This is a genomic window from Algoriphagus ornithinivorans (assembly GCF_900115305.1).
GTDB classification, from domain to species: Bacteria; Bacteroidota; Bacteroidia; order Cytophagales; family Cyclobacteriaceae; genus Algoriphagus; species Algoriphagus ornithinivorans.
This window is the reverse complement of record NZ_FOVW01000006.1, coordinates 317,615-334,958: the sequence shown is the minus strand read 5'-3', so window position 1 is coordinate 334,958 and position 17,344 is coordinate 317,615. Positions and strand designations below refer to the sequence as shown.

General features: G+C 38.6%; 15 protein-coding genes. 7 read left to right on the top strand and 8 right to left on the bottom strand.

Annotation, left to right across the window (positions count from 1 at the left end; genetic code table 11):
• Nucleotides 1-40: 40 nt before the first annotated feature.
• On the top strand, nt 41-3,238 hold the full coding sequence (locus tag BM073_RS11435; protein WP_091654341.1) for a UvrD-helicase domain-containing protein: 3,198 nt from the start codon (nt 41-43) through the stop codon (nt 3,236-3,238).
• The gene (locus BM073_RS11430; RefSeq protein WP_091654232.1) at nt 3,231-6,095 is read left to right on the top strand and encodes a PD-(D/E)XK nuclease family protein; all 2,865 of its coding nucleotides are present in this window, start codon (nt 3,231-3,233) and stop codon (nt 6,093-6,095) included. Before BM073_RS11435 ends, BM073_RS11430 begins: the two co-directional genes overlap by 8 nt.
• 118 nt (nt 6,096-6,213) lie before the next feature.
• Here BM073_RS11430 and BM073_RS11425 read toward each other — a convergent pair whose 3' ends face one another.
• The 5 genes from BM073_RS11425 to BM073_RS11405 form a co-directional block, all read right to left on the bottom strand.
• Nucleotides 6,214-6,720 (bottom strand): hypothetical protein, encoded by a 507-nt coding sequence (locus BM073_RS11425; protein WP_091654231.1) that lies wholly within the window; start codon nt 6,718-6,720, stop codon nt 6,214-6,216.
• Between the two features lie 94 nt (nt 6,721-6,814).
• Nucleotides 6,815-7,210, bottom strand: coding sequence for a hypothetical protein (locus tag BM073_RS11420; RefSeq protein ID WP_091654229.1), 396 nt, complete (start codon nt 7,208-7,210; stop codon nt 6,815-6,817).
• A 234-nt stretch (nt 7,211-7,444) separates the two neighbouring features.
• Nucleotides 7,445-7,939 carry a nuclear transport factor 2 family protein gene (locus BM073_RS11415; protein ID WP_091654227.1) on the bottom strand — a complete coding sequence of 165 codons (495 nt, stop codon included), beginning with the start codon at nt 7,937-7,939 and terminating at the stop codon, nt 7,445-7,447.
• Nucleotides 7,940-8,122: 183 nt separating this feature from the next.
• Nucleotides 8,123-8,614: a hypothetical protein gene (locus BM073_RS11410; RefSeq protein ID WP_139217486.1), complete on the bottom strand. Its 492-nt coding sequence runs from the start codon at nt 8,612-8,614 to the stop codon at nt 8,123-8,125.
• A gap of 32 nt (nt 8,615-8,646) precedes the next feature.
• On the bottom strand, nt 8,647-9,153 hold the full coding sequence (locus BM073_RS11405; RefSeq protein WP_091654225.1) for a RidA family protein: 507 nt from the start codon (nt 9,151-9,153) through the stop codon (nt 8,647-8,649).
• Nucleotides 9,154-9,223: 70 nt separating this feature from the next.
• Between BM073_RS11405 and BM073_RS11400 the strand changes: the two genes are divergently transcribed.
• Nucleotides 9,224-9,685 (top strand): GNAT family N-acetyltransferase, encoded by a 462-nt coding sequence (locus BM073_RS11400; RefSeq protein ID WP_091654223.1) that lies wholly within the window; start codon nt 9,224-9,226, stop codon nt 9,683-9,685.
• 102 nt (nt 9,686-9,787) lie between these two features.
• Nucleotides 9,788-10,612: a universal stress protein gene (locus tag BM073_RS11395; protein ID WP_091654222.1), complete on the top strand. Its 825-nt coding sequence runs from the start codon at nt 9,788-9,790 to the stop codon at nt 10,610-10,612.
• A 1-nt stretch (nt 10,613) separates the two neighbouring features.
• Here the strand turns inward: BM073_RS11395 and BM073_RS11390 are convergent, their stop codons facing one another.
• The 3 genes from BM073_RS11390 to BM073_RS11380 form a co-directional block, all read right to left on the bottom strand.
• A complete protein-coding gene (locus BM073_RS11390; protein ID WP_091654220.1) occupies nt 10,614-12,263 on the bottom strand; it encodes a Na/Pi cotransporter family protein in 1,650 nt (549 codons plus the stop codon).
• An 82-nt stretch (nt 12,264-12,345) separates the two neighbouring features.
• Nucleotides 12,346-13,269 carry a hypothetical protein gene (locus BM073_RS11385; protein ID WP_091654219.1) on the bottom strand — a complete coding sequence of 308 codons (924 nt, stop codon included), beginning with the start codon at nt 13,267-13,269 and terminating at the stop codon, nt 12,346-12,348.
• Between the two features lie 50 nt (nt 13,270-13,319).
• Nucleotides 13,320-14,222 carry a mechanosensitive ion channel family protein gene (locus BM073_RS11380; RefSeq protein ID WP_091654217.1) on the bottom strand — a complete coding sequence of 301 codons (903 nt, stop codon included), beginning with the start codon at nt 14,220-14,222 and terminating at the stop codon, nt 13,320-13,322.
• Nucleotides 14,223-14,385: 163 nt separating this feature from the next.
• Here BM073_RS11380 and BM073_RS11375 point away from each other — a divergent pair, with 163 nt between their 5' ends.
• The 3 genes from BM073_RS11375 to kdsA are packed head-to-tail and all read left to right on the top strand — an operon-like array spanning nt 14,386 to nt 17,337.
• The gene (locus BM073_RS11375; RefSeq protein ID WP_091654216.1) at nt 14,386-15,927 is read left to right on the top strand and encodes a bifunctional GNAT family N-acetyltransferase/carbon-nitrogen hydrolase family protein; all 1,542 of its coding nucleotides are present in this window, start codon (nt 14,386-14,388) and stop codon (nt 15,925-15,927) included.
• On the top strand, nt 15,909-16,493 hold the full coding sequence (locus BM073_RS11370) for a KdsC family phosphatase (protein WP_091654214.1): 585 nt from the start codon (nt 15,909-15,911) through the stop codon (nt 16,491-16,493). The genes BM073_RS11375 and BM073_RS11370 overlap by 19 nt, the downstream gene beginning before the upstream one ends.
• A complete protein-coding gene (kdsA, locus tag BM073_RS11365; RefSeq protein ID WP_091654212.1) occupies nt 16,486-17,337 on the top strand; it encodes a 3-deoxy-8-phosphooctulonate synthase in 852 nt (283 codons plus the stop codon). The genes BM073_RS11370 and kdsA overlap by 8 nt, the downstream gene beginning before the upstream one ends.
• Nucleotides 17,338-17,344: the final 7 nt, after the last annotated feature.

The window sequence follows — 17,344 nt, the reverse complement described above, 5'->3', positions numbered from 1 at the left end:
ATCAAGCTTTCCTATCTTCAAATTCACTTTTTTCCGAGCTATGTCAGACAAACCTTTTATCATCTACAAATCTTCAGCAGGATCTGGGAAGACCTATACGCTTACACTAGAGTATCTCAAGTTGGCACTAAAGCAACCACCAACAGCTTTCAAGCAGATATTAGCAGTGACTTTTACCAATAAGGCCACTCAGGAGATGAAGGAGAGGATTTTGAATGTGCTGTCAAGATTGTCTCAGCAGGTGGATGAGGCGGAGTTTATGGATCAGGAATTAATGAAATTTCTGCAAGTGGATGCTGAAGGTTTGAAGCATAAGGCGAAGGCTACACTGACGGCTATTTTGCACGATTACAGTCATTTTTCAGTCAGCACGATTGATAGCTTTTTTCAAAAAGTAGTCCGTGCATTTGCCCGTGAGATTGATCTCAATGCGAAGTTTGATGTAGAATTAGATCAGGATGGAGTTCTCGAAAGGGTAGTAGATAGAGTTGTCATGCAGGTGATGGATGATGAATTCCTACATAAATGGCTGGTTGATTACGCAACTGAGCAGATCCAAAATGGGAAAACCTGGGATATTCGGAGAAATATTCAGGGCTTGGGGAAACAGATTTTTCAAGAGAATTTCAAACAACATGCAGGCGAAATCAAGTCCTTTTTGAGTGAGAAAGAAAATGTCGATCAACTCCAAAAACTGGTTAAGGGTCGAAGAGATGGTCTTATCAAAATTGGTAAAGATTTAAAACAGCAAGCCAATGAAATAAGAATCGCTCATGGCTTGGAATGGACAGATTTTAGTGGTAGTTCCAATTCCTTTGCAAAGAAGTTTGATCAACTCGGTGATAGAAACAAGGTCGTTCCAGATATTACAAAAACAATGGTTGAGGCCATTGATAATCCTGGAAAATGGTATGCTAAATCAAGTAAAAAAATCAATGAAATTGAAAGTGCTTTTCAGTCAGGTCTAAATGATATTCTCCGGCAATTTGAACCTTTGCTTTTCCAATGGAATACCATCAGCGCTATTTCTAGAAATATTTACGTTTATGGAGTTTTTAGGAATCTGTTGGATGATTTATCCCTGATCAAATCCGAAGAAAACATGCTTTTGATTTCGGATGCCAATGAGTTCCTCAAAGAAATCACCTATGAAAATGACGCCCCATTTATCTATGAAAAAGTAGGGAATCAATACCAACATTTTCTGATAGATGAGTTTCAGGACACTTCGGGCTTTCAGTGGGCTAGTTTCAAGCCTCTACTTGAAAATTCCCTTTCTTTTGGTCATCGTAATCTTTTGGTAGGGGACGTTAAGCAGTCTATTTATCGTTGGCGTGGAGGAGAAATGAAACTCCTCCTTGAAAGAGTGGAAGAGGAGATAGGTGCTCATTTGATTACAACAGAGAATTTGGATACCAATTATAGGAGTTTGGCTCGTATCATTGAATTCAACAATGCACTGTTTGAAACGCTCCCAACTTCTTTTGAGCGGGTGCTTTCTGACACTTATGGGGTGGATGATCCAAGTATTTTGTCCAAAGCCTATGCCGATGTAAAGCAAAAAGTATCCTCGAAAAAAAAGCAATCTAATTTTCAGGGTATGGTGCGGATGGAATTCTTGGAAGAGAATAAGGAGCTGGAAGAGGATGGTAAATTTGATAAACAGGTCCTTGAAAAAATTCCTGAACAGGTCAGGAAACTTCAGGATTTGGGCTATCAATTTAAGGATATCGCTTTTTTGGTTAGAACCAAGTCAGAAGGTGAGCTGATAGCTGATTGCCTCATGCTGGAAGCTACTAGCGATCAATACCGATACGATGTGCTTTCGGATGAATCAATGTATTTGCATAAGGCAGCCTCAGTCAAAGCCCTAGTCGCTGCACTTTCATACTTGTATCAACCCGATGATGAGGTGCAGTTTAAGACCATGTGGTATTATCGAGCCGTACTTTTAGATCAGAAAGTTGATCATAACCTTTTTTCCTTGGATCAGATTGATGAAGATTTTGCTAAGGAGATTGAATTATTTAAAGCGCAGGAACAGGCATTGTTGCAACTTTCTTTGTTGGAAATGACCGAAGAGTTGATTCGCATACTTCTAATTCAAGAGACGGGATTGGAGAAGGCCTATATTTCTGGATTTCGGGAAGCGGTCTTCGATTTTATTTCAAAAAATCGCTCAGATCTGGGAGCTTTTTTGGATTGGTGGCAAGACAATAAGCAGAAGCGTACGGTAAAGATCCCTGAAGGACATGATGCCATGCGAATTCTGACTATTCATAAGTCTAAAGGACTCCAATTCAAAGTGGTTTTAATGCCATTTTTGAAATGGACCATTTTTGATACCACCAAGGACAATATCGTTTGGTCTCCCTTTAAAGATGCCGAAACTGGAATTCAGGCAATTATCCCATTGAAGCTGCAGAGTAGCCTAGCCCAGTCTTTATTCGCTGAAACCTATGGTGAAGAGGCAATATTGGCCTATTTGGATAGCTTGAATATGATCTACGTGGCCCTTACCCGAGCAGAAGAGGTATTTTGGTCTCTTTCTCCCTATAAGGGTTCTTTTAATTCTCAAAATTACCTAGAGCTCCATTTACAACAGATTTTAGAAGGCGGAATTCAAAATCTGGGAACCTTAGAGCAAGAGTCAAAGATCTTTCAATGGGGAGATTGGCCAGAATCCAATATTCCAGATCAAACGGTATTTCAAACGCCACCCCTGCGCTGGACTTATAAGAAATGGCAAGAATTATTGGAGGTCAAACAATATGCTGTAGATTTTTCCACTGAAGGTATAGAGCAGCGGAAAAAGCGAAATTTTGGCTTGCTTGTTCATGAAATTTTAGAGAAATCCAATACCCTGGCTCAGGCTAAATTGGAGCTGGAAAGTCTATATTTTGAAGGAAGGTTGAGTTCTGAAGAGAAAGAAGAAGTTCTTTCTCAGCTTCAGTCCTTGTTCGAAAATCCACTCTTTGCTTCTTGGTTTGATCCCGCTCAGATTTCATTGAATGAGCAGGCCATTCTATTGCCTGGAGGTAAACAGAAAAGACCTGATCGTATTCTTCTCCACCAAAGTGAAGCGGTGGTAGTAGATTTTAAAACTGGAGAAGAACGGGACAGCTATGGCAAGCAGGTCAAGGAATATATGGAACTCGTGAAATCACTTACCGCAAAGCCATGCAAGGGTTATTTATGCTATTTAGAAACTGGAAAAATCGAAGAAGTACATGCATAATTTTTTAAGAAATACTGCTGAAAAAATCCTGAAGGAATCAGAATCTTTAAGAGAGGTAGTTGTGGTTTTACCTAACAGAAGAGCTGGATTGTTTTTTACGCAGCATATGGGAACCTTGATTGATCAGCCCACCTGGATGCCTGAAGTTAAGACGATTGAGGATGTGTTTTATGGATTTGCGGGAAAACGTCCGGCAGATGATTTAACACTGATTTTTGAATTGTACCGGGTTTACGGAGATTTGCACCCTGAGCCCGAATCATTTGATCGCTTTTTCTTTTGGGGTGAAATGATCCTGAAAGATTTCAATGATGTGGATCAGTTTATGGCCGATCCGGATAAACTCTATCACCATTTGGCCGAAATCAAAGAGTTGGAGTCGGATTTAAGTTTTTTGACTGAAAATCAAATTGAGTTGATCCGACAATTTTGGAATTCCTTTATCAGCCAAGACAAGAAGCATCAGGAAAAATTTCTGAAATTTTGGCAAGTACTTAAACCGCTTTATCGTGCCTTTCAAGCTTCCCTCGAGGTATCTGGATTGGCTTATTCAGGTAAGCTGTACAGACAAGTGGCTTTGAGCCTAAGTGAAATCCAAAAGCCTGATAAAAAGTATATCTTTTTGGGCTTTAATGCTTTTACCAAAACGGAAGAACTCCTGATTAAACATTTTATCAAGGAGTTTGGCGCAGAAATCCATTGGGATGTTGATGCTTATTACACGCTTGATGGTAACCAAGAAGCTGGACTATTTTTCCGTGAGTACAGGAAAGATTCAATTTTGGGTCCTACATTTCCCAAGGAGCTTCCAAATTTGATTCAAAGTAAGGATTCAAAAATTAAAACCTATGCCACCCCTCTAAAGGTGAATCAGGCAAATTTGGTAGGTTCATTATTGGAACAAATTCCGGATCAGGAAGCGCTGGAAGAGACAGTCGTGATTTTACCGGATGAGCAATTACTCTTTCCGGTTCTACATTCTCTACCGGAGCGCATCAATCAGGTCAACGTGACCATGGGGTATCCGGTCAAAAATGCTCCTGTCTATGCTTTTTTAGAGGCTGTTTTAGAAATGCAGCGATTCATAAAAATAGAAAATGGAGAGCCTTTCTTCTATCATCAACCTATTAAGAACTTGCTTTCGTCCACTTATCTGAAAAGTGTAAATGAGGGCTTTTGCAAAGGAGTGTTGGGAGAGATTCAGGCCATGAACAAGGTGTATATTTCCAGGACAGAACTTGGAAAGGGAGGTAAGCTTTTTGAATTGATTTTCCAAAAGCTGGAGGCTGACCAATTATTCCCTTACCTGAGCACACTGATGCAGGAATTGGCCGAATTGCTTAAAGACGACATGCTTCAGCGCAACTACCTTTTCCAATGTTTCAAGCAATTGACCCGATTGAGGGAAACCTTCGAAAAAGAGGAGCAGTTTTCGGTTGATCGGGAGTTTTTTATCCGCTTGTTCCGACAGGTATTTCAGGAAGTCAAATTGCCTTTTGAGGGAGAGCCCCTTCGCGGACTTCAGATTATGGGGGTCTTGGAATCCCGTAATCTGGACTTCCGTCGGGTTATCATTTGTAACATGAATGAAGACAGTTTTCCACCATCGGCCGGTCTGAATTCCATGATTCCATTTACTATCCGAAGGGCATTTGGATTGCCGGTTCAGGAGCAAAATGACGCCATTTATGCTTATACTTTCTATAGACTACTGCATGCTGCAGAGGAGGTTCATATGATCTACACGACTGCTGCTGATCAGGGTAAAGCAGGAGAAAAGAGCCGATACCTGCAGCAGATGGAGGTGGAACTTAATCAAGACCTATCTGAGGAAGTCATTTATGTTCCCATAGACCAAAAATCGACCGACGCAATCCGGATTGAAAAGACGCCTTCCATTCTTCAGACCTTGGAACGGTATTTAGTAGGATCGGATGGACACTCGGAAACTGCCTTTTCTCCTTCTGCTTTAAATGTCTATTTGGATTGCCGACTCAAATTTTACTTGCAATACATCGCTGGAATCAAAGAAAAAGAGGAAGTGAGCGAGGAGATTGATGCCGGAGTCTTCGGGAATTTGGCTCATTACAGTTTGGAGAACTTGTATTCAGGTTTTATCCAACGAAAAAAACGAACTCAAATCGAAGAAGGGGATTTCGCTGAATTACGAAAAAACTGGATTTTTCCTGCAGTTGAAAAAGCCATTCGCGATTTTTATCATCTTGAAGACGAAGCAGAAACCAAACTCAATGGTCAATTGGCCATAGCTCGTGATGTGATACAGGGATATGTAGATCAAGTCTTAGCATATGATGCAAGTACAGCACCCTTTCGCTTAATCTCTTTAGAAAAAGAAAAAAAGTACCAAACTACGCTGGAGATTAATACTTTGAATGGAGCTCGTCGTGTGGCTTTGAGAGGAATCATTGACCGGGTAGATGAACTTAATGGGGTGATCCGCTTGATAGACTACAAATCTGGTGGAGATCAGAAAACCTTTCCTGATCTTGATGCGCTTTTTGATCGAGGCTTAGAGAAAAGGAACAAAGCGGCCATGCAAACGCTGTTTTATGGATTAATTTATCAAGGAACCCATCCTGAAAATACTGCTCCTTTGAAGCCTACAATTTTCAATTTAAAAGAGGTGTTCAATGATAATTTTGATCCCTATTTGTACCAAAAGGAAGGTCGAAAAACCGGAATAGAAGTCCTGGATTACAAAGACTACGATCCGGATTTTCAAACCAAATTAAAAGAACTGCTTGAGGAATTATACAATCCAGAAATCCCCTTTGATCAAACAGAGGTTTTGAAAAAATGTGAATATTGTCCCTATAAGGAGATTTGTGGGAGGTGAAGATGGTGAGTGTATAAAGTAGATGTACGATGTACAAAGTACTATGTACCAAGTATTAAGTAAGGATTTTTATTAAGTATCTTATTTAGACTTGAGTATTTAAATTATTGAAATGGGTTTATTCCTCTTTTAAAAAGTCGGATAATAAATTATTATTTTCTGATTCCATTTCACAAGTCCAGCTATCTATCCACCAGCGTCCATTTTCAAAGTGGAGCTGGATACTATTCAGGCCTCTAATTTGGGTTTCAACATTGGGATCAGTTCGGATTTCAAAAGCACTCCAAACTTGGGCTATATTTCCATAATGGCTTACTACTCTTTTAAGCTCTTTTTCATAAAAGTCCTCTTTGGGGTATAATCCAAGAGGGATATATTCTGCCTCTAAGGAATGGGTTTCGGCTGTACCATTTTCATCCAATCGAGTAATGAATGCATTTTTTGAATGGATGTATTGATCCCTTTCAAATTCCCAAGGTTCATCGTTAGATCCTGATACCACGTCGTAATAGGCCGTAATGATTGCATCTATGGATTGTACATCGTCGATGTATTTATTCTCATTTTTCTGTCCTAAAACTGAGGTAGATATCAAGATTGTAAGTAGAAGTAATTGGTGTTTCATTGCGAGTTGAAAATTTTGATGAAGTTTTAAAATAGTAGCACTAGCTCATTTAAAAGCAGTCAATTTCAATCAAAAAAAGTATTTCAAATGAAGTTTATTTTTTTTCTCCTTTTTTAAAAATCCCTTGGGAAATGTAAGCTCCAGTTATAGCAGGAACGGTGAGTATTCCATAATATATAAATTCGAATGGAAACATGTTGTGAGATGTTGGATCAACAATTATTTCTAGAATTACCATTATTGGAAAGAGGGCCATGGTTGCCAAACCTAGTTTCAAGCTCGAAGCCTGACTAAAAATCTTTATTACAAAACCGCTTAGAAAAAGCAGTCCAAAACTCCAATATGAAATTCCCTCAACCCCGGTTCTGATAATTGAAAATAATGGAGAATCGTACTGTTTTATATCGGGCAGAAAAAATATTGGAAGCACTATAGAAAGAACACCTAAAGATGAGGCAAGTAAATAAGTCCAAATGACGTTTTTATTCATAATATTAATTTTAATATCCTACTCATCTGGCTTTTCAGAGTCGCCCTGTTTTTTTGAAATGGTTGCTAGTCTACCATTGATTTAATAAGTAATTGTAAACGGATTCTTGAATAATATTCGATTTGAATTAATTCAATAGATAAGAAGCCTCTAGAATTCAAAATAATTGTAGTTTTTTAGAAAAACCTAGAACGATGATAGTAAAGAAGTTGAGTAATGTTTTGACTTAATCTCTTACTCCTGATTCATCCATTTATTCGTATTTCCCGTCATTACCCAAAGAATGTTGATAATCTTCCATTCTCCATTTAATTTTCCAAGGTGGATATAATCGACAAATTCAAATTTGTTTGTCTCCGCCTTTACAGTTGCGATACCATTGGATATTTCATAAATGGTGACTTCCGATTTTAAAGTTACTTCAGGGTCAATATCTCCCTTGTAGAATAGGCCGAAATCAAATTCTTTAGAATATCCTATCAAGCTTGCTGCCGTCATATTTAAAGGATATTCCATGCCTTCCTTATTTTTTTCTATAGTCCGCTTTGCCAAATCGGGATGCATAGCTTTTTCAATTCTTTGGGGATTGTTGGTCTCCATCCCTTCAAGATAATTCAGAACTGTTTCCCTTATTAGAGTGGAATCGCTTGGAGTTTGGGCGAGAACAGGGCTGTGATGAATTACCAGCAAAATAATGATGAAATAGAGTGATGTCTTTATTTTATTCATAATGAATTATTTGAAAGTCTGCCTACTCTATCCAGTTTTTGGCTTCCCTGTTTTCAGTTAAACTCAAATGATCCTAAGAGCTTTTTCTTAGTTATACTTCTGACTTTATTAATTCTGTTTAAATCTTAGAAATGCACTTTTTTTATTGAATTGGAGTTTTTCACAGTTCCTTTCTCTCTCTTTTCAACAAGGACTCCAATACTGAAATTCAATCAACTTTCCTTCCCGAAAAAGAAAGAAAAACCCTTCATCGGCATCAGTAAATCGGCCCTTGATACTAGATAATAGCTCATCATCTCTTCCGTTAATTTCGATGGGTTCAGCTTTTTTTTCCATAAAAAGCTCAACTTCCTGAAGGGTGCTTTTTCCACTGAATTCGATCTCCTCATAATACGTCCATTTCATTTTACCTTCCGGGTCGAAAACAACCAATTCTGGGATGTAACCTTCCTCAGTATTCCCTATCCAAGTGACTTGATCATAGGTTAGCTGATAATAGCTTTTTCCCTGTTCCTGATTGGAATGGAAACCACATTCGTAGTCGGTTTCTGTACTCTTTGTTGGTCCGTACTTTTCAAAAATCCCCTTCAGTCCTTGTTGCCGAAATGCCAATCCATCGACATAAATATATTCTGGCAAGAAGGTCTTTTCCTTTGTTGCGAAAAGAAGGGCCAAAGGCATAAGAATTGAAAAAAAAGCCTTGATCATCAATCTTCCACTTCCACAATCACCTCGATTTCAACGGCAATGTCATTCGGTAGGGCTGCTACACCTACTGCCGAACGGGCATGTTTTCCTTTTTCTCCAAAGACTTCGACCATCAGATCAGAAAAACCATTGATAACAGCAGGATGTCCGGTAAAGTCTGGTGCCGAATTCACCATGCCCAGCACCTTTACAAACTGCTTGATTTTACTTAAGTCTCCTCCAGTTGCTGCTTTAAGCACCGCGAGGATTTCAATACCGGTCTCCCTAGCAGCCTGATAGCCTTCCTCAGGACTCAAATCTGCTCCTACTTTTCCATAAATATCAGGTCCATTCCCAGCCAAAAAGATCAGATTACCCACTTGTTTCCACTTTACATAATTGGCAATGGGGGCACTAATTTCGGGAAGCTCTATTCCCAATTCTTTTAATTTTTCTTCTGGGCTTTGTGCATTGCTAAAATTCGAAAAGCAAAAGAAGATAAAAACGAGGGCAAGTAATTTTTTCATTGGATTTTTGATTGAACCAACCTAATCTAGCAGAATAATTCATAACTACCTATTTAACCTATCTGTAATTGTGGAAGCTATTCAAATTATTCCTTTCGAAAATTCACTTCGTACTCATTTTGAAATCATCAATAAGGCTTGGGTAGAAGAGCTGTTTGCTATAGAGCCATTTGATAAAGAACAATTGGAACAGCCGGAAAAAACGATTTTGGAAAAAGGAGGCGCCATTATTTTCGCCAAAAAAGGAGAGGAAATCGTAGGTACTGTTGGACTTTCCAAAATTGATGAGCAAACCTATGAATTGATCAAAATGGGCGTTTCCAAGAATGCTCAGGGCTTGGGGATAGGGAAGAAGCTTGGCATTGCAATTTTGGAAAAAGCCAAAGAAATGGGTGCCCGTAAAGTGGTTTTATATACACATACTAAGCTTCAGGCAGCATTGAAAATATACCAGAACTTAGGGTTTCAAGAAGTGCCAGTTCGGGATGGAAAATATTGCAGATGTGACTTAATGATGGAAGTGCAGCTTTAATGAGCTGATTTGCTGATTTTTATCAGTTTTTTCACTGACCTTTTTCAAAGGAATTTGTCCTGCTTTTCATGAACTTGTGGGTACATCAAAAATCTAGAAGCCATGAAAACTATTGCTGTTCCATTTGATTTTTCCTCTTATTCTCTTGCAGCCCTCAAGACTGCACAGAAAATAAGCGCGAAAACCAATGCCAATATTTTAGTGATTACGGTCATCCCTTCGGAAGTCGACTTTGAAAAACTTTCTGAAGAAGCCAAGAAGAAATACTCTGAGCTAACTGAGCAAAAGCAAGAAGCTGAATTGGTTTTGCCGGAATATGTAAAAGAGATTGCACCTGCTAAATCTCAGGTAGATTATCAAGTGAAGGTAGGAGTTCCATCAGAAATGATTTTGAGGACGATTAAGGAAGAAAATATTGAGCTTCTGGTAATGGGAGCTTATGGGAAAGGTTATTCTGAGGGGAAATTTATAGGCTCTACCTTGCAAAAAGTATTGAGAAATTCTCCTTGTCCTGTTTTGGCTGTGAAGGAAGCCTTGGATGGAAATGATCTAAGGAAAATTGCTTTTTGTTCCAATTTCCATCTTAAATCAAGAGAAAGCTTTTCAATCATTAAATCCCTCCTTAAAGCATTCAAGTGTAGTGTTCATTTGCTTTATGTGAATACTCCCGATCACTTTATTTCTTCCGAGGAAGTCAAAAAAGGAATGGATATGTTTCAAAAAGGAAATGAGGAAATTGTTTTTCATCAGCATATTCACAATGCAAAAGAAGTGGAAAATGGAATTATCAACTTCACTTCTGAAAATGGTATCAAATGGATAGCAATTGAAACAGGCCACCATGAGAAAAGTCTTTCTTATCAAGTAGGAACTACAGAAACGGTCTTATTTAAAGGCAATTTGGGCGTTTTGAGTATCAAGCAGTAGCTTATTTTGGTTGATCTAGATTAGATGATTCAGTTTTTGGGTGTTGCCAATGCAAGACAGCAACACCCAAACTGTAAAGACTTCTACAATATTCATTTCCAACATTGCTTAAGGTAGAAAAAGGAATATCTGTCTGATGGCTTTTTGCTTCTTTGTATAAGTCTTCCATAAAAATTTGATCTTGATATTGAAGTTGCTGTAGCCATTGAGGTACTTCTCTGTTTTCTTTTTCTTCCAGCCTCAGCTTTTCTATTTGTTCAAATAACACTTTTGCATGATCCTGAATCCTAAGCAGGAATTTTTTTGGTAGGTTTCTTTCAGCTGATTCTAACTCTTTAATGTTTTGGGTGATGCCTTTCATAGCTTTAGCTGAATAAACCATGGACCTAAGCGATTCCATGAGCGAACTTAGATGTCTTGCCTCAACTTCAGAGATTGGTTCGCTTTGAATCTTTATATGATACTCTGTAATTTCGTCTTCGATTTCTTTGATTTCGTTGTAGACATGGATTAATTCAAATGAGCGACCCAATACTTTTTGCCAAATACTTTCATGTTCTCCTGCTTTTGCCTCGATTCCCAGAGTCTCCTTGATAAAGAATTTGGTGCGGTCGAAAACCGAGTCCAGCTCTTTCTCTACAGCTTTAATGGCTGCTTCCGGAACAGAAGTGTCTACATTGTGAATAAATGAGGTTAAGCTGATTTTTTTGGTTTTAAAACGTTGATTAATCCAAGATCTCAAAAAACCCAAAAAAGGAAAGAAAATGATAATTCCCGCTAGGTTCATCAACGTGTTGAATACAACCAATAAGATCAAATGATCTCCTCCAATTCTACTGTTTTCTAAGACGGTGATGAAATAGGGGATAAATGGAAAAATCAGTATCCCAGTACAGAAATTAAATATGAAATGGACTGAAGCCAACCTTTTTTTATCGGGAGTTCCACCAATTGCTCCCATAATAACAGTGATGGTTGTTCCAATATTAGCTCCCACTGTTGCAGCTGCCGCTTGATCTAAAGTGATTACATCCGAATTTAATGCACTGAGTAAAATTACCAGTGAAGCTGAGCTGGATTGAATCAAAGCAGTAAGAACAATGCCTAGCCCTAAAAAGAATATCAGTCTTACCTCTGCAAATTGACTCAATTCCATTTTTTGAGCCAGCAATTCAATGGAGGTTTTCATTAAATCAATCCCAAAAAATAAAAACCCGAAACCTAATAGAAGGAGGCCAAAATTTTTCAGATATATTCTTTTACTAAAAAATTGATAAAAAAGGGCTCCTATTCCTATAAATGGGAGTGAAAAAGAAGAAATGCTGATTTTAAACCCTAAAGTGGCAACTATCCATGCGGTAACTGTAGTCCCTAGGTTAGCTCCTAGTATTACTCCAATGGAGTTTTGAAGGCTGATGAGACCTGCTCCTAAAAATGCTAACACCATCAAAGTAACTAAAGAGCTACTCTGTAAAATTGAAGTAATAAAGGTTCCTGTAAGGATACCTTTCCAGCTTTTGTTGGTAAATTTTTGGAGTAGGGTCCTAAAGGATTTACCAGCAAGCTCTTTGAGCCCACTTTCCATTTGGTGCATTCCCAAAAGGAAAATTCCCAATCCTGCTATAAATTCCCAATAGTTAAGATTTTCCATAGAAAGATAACACCTCGTTTAGAGGAAATCATTTACGGAAATTAATGGAAATATGAAGAATGAAAAATGATAAAAAGCAGGTTTACCAGAATCTGAATCTCTTTTCGTTAACTCTGTTTCTGAAAATCCAGTTGTCAAAAATATCTCTGGAGAAGTGGATTTCCAGCCCAACATTGACAGTCATGTAGCCATCAAAGCGGTGAGTAAGGCCCGAACCTCTACGTATTCTTCCACCATTACGAAGGATTTTATCTACATCCGGCATACCATTGTCATCCAAAAAACCCGGGTTTCTAATAGCTAGCCTCAATCTATCGGGATTTCTTCCCGTTACATAGTCATCAACTAAGTCCAGGTAAAATTCACTGATATTATAGGCTGAAATATCATCCATGTAATCAGTCAAAGTGAACCTGTAATTCCCTTCAAATGTCAAATCCATGTAGACATTAAGTTTGTATTTGAATCCCAATCCCATAGGAAAAACTACAATATACCTTTCATAAGGATTGTTTTCTAATTGAAGAGGTCTCAGGTCTACCCATTCTCCATCAAGTTGAGCTTCTGGGTTATTAGTTGACATACCTATTCCAACGAATATATAAGGGTTCCAGAGTGGTCTATGAATATTAGGAACCTTCACAGGGTCCCAATAGTATTCGATAATTCCTGTTACTTCCCAATTCTGAGCTCGGAAATGAAGATTTCTGGGAGTTCTGAAGGCTCTTGGATCCGAAGGAGGATCTTGACCCGACATTTTATAATATGAAAAATCTCCTCTTGCCCGTAAATGAGTTCCTATTGTATAATGGAATGCAATATTAGCATTCCAATCCGGCTGAACCCCCTCATTATATTTCCAAAAGGAATATAATTCTCCAAAATATTGAGTAGGTCCGATACTGGCAGAAAAAGACCATGGCTCCTCAAAACGATAGCGATAGAAGCTTTGGGAGATAGACTCAAAGCTGATAAATAAAAATAATATTAGAAGTAACTTTCTCATCTTTAGGCCAGTTGTAAGCCTACTCCTCAGGTAATTTATCGAAAAATAGCCTAATTTTTTAAATTTTCAAATCCTGATTTTAGATGCAAGTCTCTTTGAGGGAATGGAATTTCAATTCCTTCTTCACCAAACCTCTTAAATACTTCATAATAAAGTTGGCTTTTGAGCACATTGGGTCTGTTGATATATTCTGAAGTCCAAACCCTTAAAGTAAAATTAATGGAGTTATCGCCATAATCCGAGAAGAGTACATCAGTTTCAGGAGTGTTAAGTACCCCCGGATTTTTCTTGGCCACATCCAATAAAATTTCTTTGACCCTTTGTGGATTTTCTTTGTAAGAAACCCCAACAGGAAAATTAAACCTGACCATTCTATCTGAATGAGACCAATTAATTACCTGACTATCAATGAACTGACTGTTCGGGACAATAATGGTGATATTATCGTTGGTGACTATCATGGTTGAGCGGGCAGAAATTTTGATTACATCTCCAGTCACATCTCCAACTTCTATTCTATCCCCAACTTTTATGGGTTGCTCGAATAGAATAATCAAACCGCTGATAAAGTTGTTGGTCACATTTTGCAAACCAAAACCAATACCAACACCAATAGCTCCTGCAAGAACTCCAAATGCGCTGAGGTCAATTCCGTTCGTTTGTAAAATTGAAAATATACCTGCTAAAATCAGGATATATTTGACCATGGTTCCAATGGATTGCCTGGTTCCGGTGGTGATATCGTAGCGCTTTAATATTTTATTGACTAAGAGTCTTCGAATCCATTCTGAAATCACAAAAAGTGCGATAAATGAAAAAATCAGCGTAAGAAGTAGGCCTATTGTTAGTTTAGACTCACCCAAATTGACCAAACTGACATTTAAAATTTCCTCAAGCCAATCTATAAAATTAGAGACAGGAGCTGCTTTTGTATTATTTGCTTCACTTTGCATAGAAAATCGCTGTATTTTTCGAAATTCGTCGATTAATCATCAGAATTGAATACCCAATCTAAAGTAATTTTAGCTGGATTAAAAAATCCATATTTTATTTTGTTTATAGGTTGGAAATTTTCCCCTTCTGAAATTATCGATTGATTTTAGTTAATTTTGTGACATGAGTAAACACAGAGAAGAACTCGAGCACCGATTAAAACTCCGAAATATTAAGCTTTCCGATTTCGATGATATCCGTGATATCATGGTATCGATATACAAAGATAAAGGCATGGCCTGGACCCGTCAGGAATTGAAGAACCAGCTGAAGGTTTTTCCTGAAGGTCAGATTTGTATTGAAGATAATGGAAAGGTAGTCGCTGCTGCTCTCAGTATAATTGTTGATTATTCTCAATTTGGAGATAACCATACTTACGATCAAATCACCGGATACGGCAAATTCGATACCCATGATGATGAGGGTGATACGCTCTATGGCACGGATGTATTCGTGCATCAAGAATATCGTGGAATGCGATTGGGTCGTCGACTTTATGATGCCCGTAAAGAGCTTTGCGAAAACCTGAATCTCCGCTCCATCATTGCTGGTGGAAGAATTCCCGGCTATGCTAATTATGCCGATGAAATGACTCCAAGGAAGTACATCGATTTGGTCAAGAATAAGGAGATTTTCGATTCCGTTCTTTCATTCCAACTCGCCAATGAGTTCCACGTGAGGAAGGTGATCACGAAATATCTTCCGGAGGATATTGATTCCAGAGCCTACGCAACTTTACTTGAATGGATCAATATTTATTATGAAAAAGACGAAAAACTCATTGGTAATAAAAAATCCATTGTTCGTCTAGGATTGGTTCAATGGAAAATGAGAAGGTTTTCCAATGTGGATGATCTGATGCAGCAGGTTGAATTTTTCGTCGATACTGTTTCTGGATATAAATCGGATTTTTGCTTACTTCCTGAATTCTTCAATGCTCCGCTATTGGCTGAGTTTAATGATATGGATGCCTCAGAAGCAATCCGAAATCTGGCAGACTACACGGAAGAGATTGTGAGTAGAATGAGTGATTTGGCGGTTTCTTACAATGTGAACATTATTGCTGGATCCATGCCGGAATATGATGGCAAGAAACTTCGAAATGTAAGTTACCTGTGTAGGAGAGATGGAACGCATGCCAAGCAATACAAACTTCACATTACACCAGATGAAGCAGCATATTGGGGGCTTCAGGGCGGAAATGGAATCAATGTTTTTGATACGGATGCAGGAAGGGTTGGAATTCTAATTTGTTATGATGTGGAGTTTCCTGAATTAGGGAGAATTCTAGCAGAGCAAAACATGGATATTTTATTTGTTCCTTTCTGGACGGATACAAAAAATGCTTTCCTACGGGTAAATACCTGCGCAAGATCGAGAGCAATCGAAAACGAATGCTATGTAGCGATCACAGGTTCTGTGGGTAACCTTCCAAAAGTGGAAAACATGGATATTCAATACTCACAGGCTGCTATATATTCCCCTTCAGATTTCTCATTTCCACATGATTCAATCGTAGCCCAAGCATCTGAAAATGCAGAAACTACAATTGTCGCGGATGTGGACTTAGATCTTTTGACTAAGCAAAGAAAAGCTGGAAGTGTAAGAAACTTAGAACAACGAAGACTAGACCTATACTCTATACAATGGAAACAGAAGAAATAATCAATCAACTCTTTTCCGGGATTTCAGAGGAGGTTTTGCAAAAAGCATCCGCTATCAAATTACTGATTACTGATGTAGATGGTGTGCTGACCGACGGTGGGATCATCTATGATGACTTAGGCACGGAGTATAAGAAATACAATGTCAAAGATGGCTTGATTGTACAGCATTTGAGAAAAAACCGCATTATGGTGGGTGCAATTACAGGTCGCTCATCCAAGGTAGTGGAGAATAGATGCGAGGAATTGCGTTTCGATTTTCATTATCACGGGGTAAAGGATAAATGGAAAAAACTAAGCGAAATCCTGGAAACGCTGGAAATAGAACTGCATGAGGTCGCCTATATTGGAGATGACCTGATTGACCTGCCTATTTTAAGTAAAATTGGATTTTCAGTAGCTCCAGCAGATGCACTGGCATATGTCAAACCTCAAGTAGATTATATCACCGCTGCTGCAGGAGGAAAAGGTGTTTTCAGAGAAGTAGCAGACTTAATATTACATTCCAAAGGCAAATTGATTCCTTTGATAGAAAATCATATCGTTAAAGCAAAAGAAGATGAATAGAACCACAAGCACCATGAAAATCAGAGAGGGAATTGTTTTAGGTTCCGATAAACCTGTCCTTTTCTCTGGCCCTTGTGCCGTGGAGAGCTATGATATTTGTCTGGAAATAGGAACGAAAGTGAAGGCTTGGGCTCAGGAAAATGGCTTTCACTATGTTTTCAAAGCCTCATTTGACAAAGCAAATAGAACCTCTTCCAATTCTTTCCGAAGCATAGGAATGGATAAATCTTTGGAGGTTTTGCAACGGGTAGGTAAAGCTTTGGATGTGCCCTTGGTAACTGATATTCATGAAAGTTATCAGGCAGCTGAAGTGGCCGAAGTAGTAGACGTGCTTCAGATTCCGGCTTTCTTATGTAGGCAAACAGATTTACTTCTGGCTGCAGCAGAGACCGGAAAGGCTGTAAAAATTAAGAGAGGTCAGTTTATGGCTCCTGAAGACATGCAGTATGCAGTCAAGAAAGTAAGATCTGTCGGAAATGAAAATGTTTGTTTGACCGAGCGTGGGTTCTCATTGGGGTATCATAATCTGGTTGTAGATATGAGAGGTCTTCCGATCATGCGGCAATTTGCTCCTGTGGTATTTGATATCACCCACTCAGTTCAACAGCCTGGAGGCCAAGGCGGAAGCAGCGGAGGTCAAAGAGAGTTTGCTCCGGTTTTAGCGAGAGCAGCTGCCGCAACAGGAATAGATGGCTTCTTTATTGAAACCCACCCAGAACCAGCAAAGGCATTGAGTGACGGACCAAATTTGATTCCTTTAGCCAAAATGGGAGATTTTTTGACTATGTTGAAAGAGTCTTGGGCTTTGGGAAGAAAATACCAGGATTTTAAGGTCGAAGAATAATTCAAAA

What these genes read in the sequence shown, in the direction of transcription:
- BM073_RS11435 (WP_091654341.1), top strand. Translation starts at nt 41, where the DNA reads ATGTCAGACAAACCTTTTATCATCTACAAATCTTCAGCAGGATCTGGG.
- BM073_RS11430 (WP_091654232.1), top strand. Translation starts at nt 3,231, where the DNA reads ATGCATAATTTTTTAAGAAATACTGCTGAAAAAATCCTGAAGGAATCA.
- BM073_RS11425 (WP_091654231.1), bottom strand. Translation starts at nt 6,720, where the DNA reads ATGAAACACCAATTACTTCTACTTACAATCTTGATATCTACCTCAGTT.
- BM073_RS11420 (WP_091654229.1), bottom strand. Translation starts at nt 7,210, where the DNA reads ATGAATAAAAACGTCATTTGGACTTATTTACTTGCCTCATCTTTAGGT.
- BM073_RS11415 (WP_091654227.1), bottom strand. Translation starts at nt 7,939, where the DNA reads ATGAATAAAATAAAGACATCACTCTATTTCATCATTATTTTGCTGGTA.
- BM073_RS11405 (WP_091654225.1), bottom strand. Translation starts at nt 9,153, where the DNA reads ATGAAAAAATTACTTGCCCTCGTTTTTATCTTCTTTTGCTTTTCGAAT.
- BM073_RS11395 (WP_091654222.1), top strand. Translation starts at nt 9,788, where the DNA reads ATGAAAACTATTGCTGTTCCATTTGATTTTTCCTCTTATTCTCTTGCA.
- BM073_RS11390 (WP_091654220.1), bottom strand. Translation starts at nt 12,263, where the DNA reads ATGGAAAATCTTAACTATTGGGAATTTATAGCAGGATTGGGAATTTTC.
- BM073_RS11385 (WP_091654219.1), bottom strand. Translation starts at nt 13,269, where the DNA reads ATGAGAAAGTTACTTCTAATATTATTTTTATTTATCAGCTTTGAGTCT.
- BM073_RS11380 (WP_091654217.1), bottom strand. Translation starts at nt 14,222, where the DNA reads ATGCAAAGTGAAGCAAATAATACAAAAGCAGCTCCTGTCTCTAATTTT.
- BM073_RS11375 (WP_091654216.1), top strand. Translation starts at nt 14,386, where the DNA reads ATGAGTAAACACAGAGAAGAACTCGAGCACCGATTAAAACTCCGAAAT.
- BM073_RS11370 (WP_091654214.1), top strand. Translation starts at nt 15,909, where the DNA reads ATGGAAACAGAAGAAATAATCAATCAACTCTTTTCCGGGATTTCAGAG.
- kdsA (WP_091654212.1), top strand. Translation starts at nt 16,486, where the DNA reads ATGAATAGAACCACAAGCACCATGAAAATCAGAGAGGGAATTGTTTTA.